The following is a 2,602-nucleotide window of genomic DNA, read 5'->3' on the forward strand; positions in this document are numbered from 1 at the left end:
TGCACGGCACCCTCCCCGCCTCACCCCCGCCCCCATCCGGGACAATGGACCCATGCCCACCCAGCTCACGATCACTCCGGAGTTCCAGGATGCCCTGGACCACCTGCACGCCGGCGACCACCTCTTCCTCACCGGCCGGGCAGGCACGGGCAAGTCCACGCTGATCAGGCACTTCCTGGAGACCACGACGCGGTCGACGATCACGGTCGCGCCCACCGGGATCGCGGCGCTGAACGTGGACGGCTACACGATCCACCGCCTGTTCTCCTTCCCGCTCGGGGTGAGCGAGGAGATGGTGCGCGGGGGCGGCTACTACCCGGGCCGCTTCGCGAAGGCGCTCGCGGAGCTGGACACGCTGATCATCGACGAGGCCTCGATGGTGCGCGCCGACCTCTTCGACGCCCTCACCGCGGCGCTCGAGCGCTTCGGTCCGCGGCCCGGGGAGCCGCTCGGTGGGGTGCAGCTGGTGCTCGTCGGGGACCTGTATCAGCTGCCGCCGGTGGTGACCGACGCGGAGGCGTCCTTCATCGAGGAGCGCTATGGCACACCCTTCTTCTTCTCCGCCCGCTCGTTCGACCGGGAGACCTTCCCGGTCGTCGAGCTCGCCACCGTGTTCCGCCAGCTCGGGGATGACCGACTGGTGGATCTGCTGAACTCCGTGCGCGACGGGGCACTGCTGGAGGACGCGCGCGCGGAGCTGAACCGTCGGACGGATCCGGAGTTCGAGCCCCCGCTCACGGAGTTCTGGCTGACCCTCGCCACCACCAACCGGATCGTCGGCGCCCGCAACCGGCAGCTGCTCGAACGCCTGCCGGATCCGGCCAAGACCTTCCCCGCCGTCCTGCGCGGTGAGACCGACGGATTCGAGCGCCCCACCGAGGCGCAGCTGGAGCTCGCCGTCGGTGCGCAGGTCATGATGCTCACCAACGATCCGCTGGACCGCTGGGTCAACGGCACCCTGGGTCGCATCTCCGCGATCGGCAGCGATGAGGACGGGCCCGTCATCGCCGTCCAGCTGCGTGACGGCAGCACCGTCCAGGTGCCGCCGCACACCTGGGACATCACCCGCCCCAGTGTGCAGGGCGGCGCCCTGGTCCACGAGGTGATCGGCACCTTCACCCAGCTGCCGATGAAGCTGGCCTGGGCGATCACCATCCACAAGTCCCAGGGCCAGACCCTCGAGCGGGTGGTCGTGGACCTCACCGGCGGCACCTTCGCCAATGGTCAGCTGTATGTGGCGCTCTCGCGCTGCACGAGTCTCGAGGGTCTGGTGCTGAAGCGCGATGTGCTGCCGCGCGACCTGAAGTCCGACACCCGGGTGCGACGCTTCCTCGCCTCTCAGGCGGCGACGGCGGATGATCTGGGCGAGGTGTATCTGGCAGCGCTCACCGTCGGCAACGACGGCGACCGCTACCGTCCCCGATCTGTCGAGATCGCGCTGGTCACCGACGAGGGTGACGAGGCGACCACGGTCATCAACCCCACCAGCGACCTGTTCGCCGCCCGCACCGAGTTCGGGATCACCACGCGGGACGTGCAGCTCGCGCCGCTGCTGGTCGAGGCCTGGCGGGCGCTGTCCCCGCTGCTGGCCGGGCGGGTGCCGATCGGGGCGGGGGTGGACCAGCAGCTCTCCCGCATCGATTTCGAGCTCAAGCGCAACGGGATCGTGCAGCCCATGCCGCTGGGGATCGATCTGCCGACGGGTGACCTCACCTCCGCCGAGCGGGCCGGGCTGCGAGCTGCGACGGCGCTCGAGCGGGCCCGCACCGTGCGTGCGGCAGTGCAGCGGCTGCGCGCCGACGGGGCGATGCCGGCGACCGGTGGGACCGCGTTCCCCCAGCTGGTGCGCGGGCATGGCTTCCTGCTCGCCCGCAGCACCGGGGCCGACGGGATGGAGGGCCCGGAGGGATTCGTGGTGGGTGGCAACCTCTCTGCCGAGGATGACGCCGCACTCGTGCTGGCCCAGGCGCTGGAGACCGCATGGGAGCGGGTCCTCCACCCGGATTCGCTCGTGGTGGAGCGGCTGCGCGCTGTTGAGGCGCACTACGGGGTGCGGGTGCTTCCCGACGGCTTCGAGCTCGAGGAGAAGTCGGTGTTGGACGAGGTGCTCGTGCCCGGAGCTCGGGTGTGCTTCACCGGGGAGGTCGTCTCCCCCGCCCTTGGCTTCGTGAGCCGTGACCGGCTGGAGCGGCTCGCCGAGGATCGCGGGCTCGTGGCGGTACCGAACGTCACCAAGACCAAGAGCGACGTGCTCGTGGTCGCCGAGCTCGGCACCCAGTCGAACAAGACCAAGAACGCGGTGAAGTGGGGCAAGCCGGTGATCGCGGCCGAGGAGTTCCTGGAGTGGGCCGGGCAGTGAGGACGACGTCCGCGGTGATGTCCCGCACCGCATTGTGCGGCGCCGTGCCAGCGGTCGGTCAGGCTGGGTCCCGATAGCCGATTGCAGTATCGAGCGATCGACTCAGCCCTGAATTCGAGGCAGGTCATTGCGAGCGTGCACAGCGGATAGCACACAAGGCCCTTAGACCAGTACTTCATCGCTCGTTGGCGGGCCCCTGTTTTTGGGCATGAAAAAAGGGAGTGGGAGGAGCGAGACCCCTTC

Annotated in this window: 1 protein-coding gene; it reads left to right on the top strand. The window is 69.5% G+C overall.

The window, feature by feature from the left end; all coding sequences use genetic code 11:
* Positions 1-52 precede the first annotated feature (52 nt).
* Positions 53-2,359: an AAA family ATPase gene (locus tag ACT3SQ_RS19070; RefSeq protein ID WP_444601606.1), complete on the top strand. Its 2,307-nt coding sequence runs from the start codon at positions 53-55 to the stop codon at positions 2,357-2,359.
* Positions 2,360-2,602 lie beyond the last annotated feature (243 nt).

The organism is Brachybacterium sp. AOP42-C2-15 (assembly GCF_052377065.1).
Lineage (GTDB): Bacteria > Actinomycetota > Actinomycetes > Actinomycetales > Dermabacteraceae > Brachybacterium.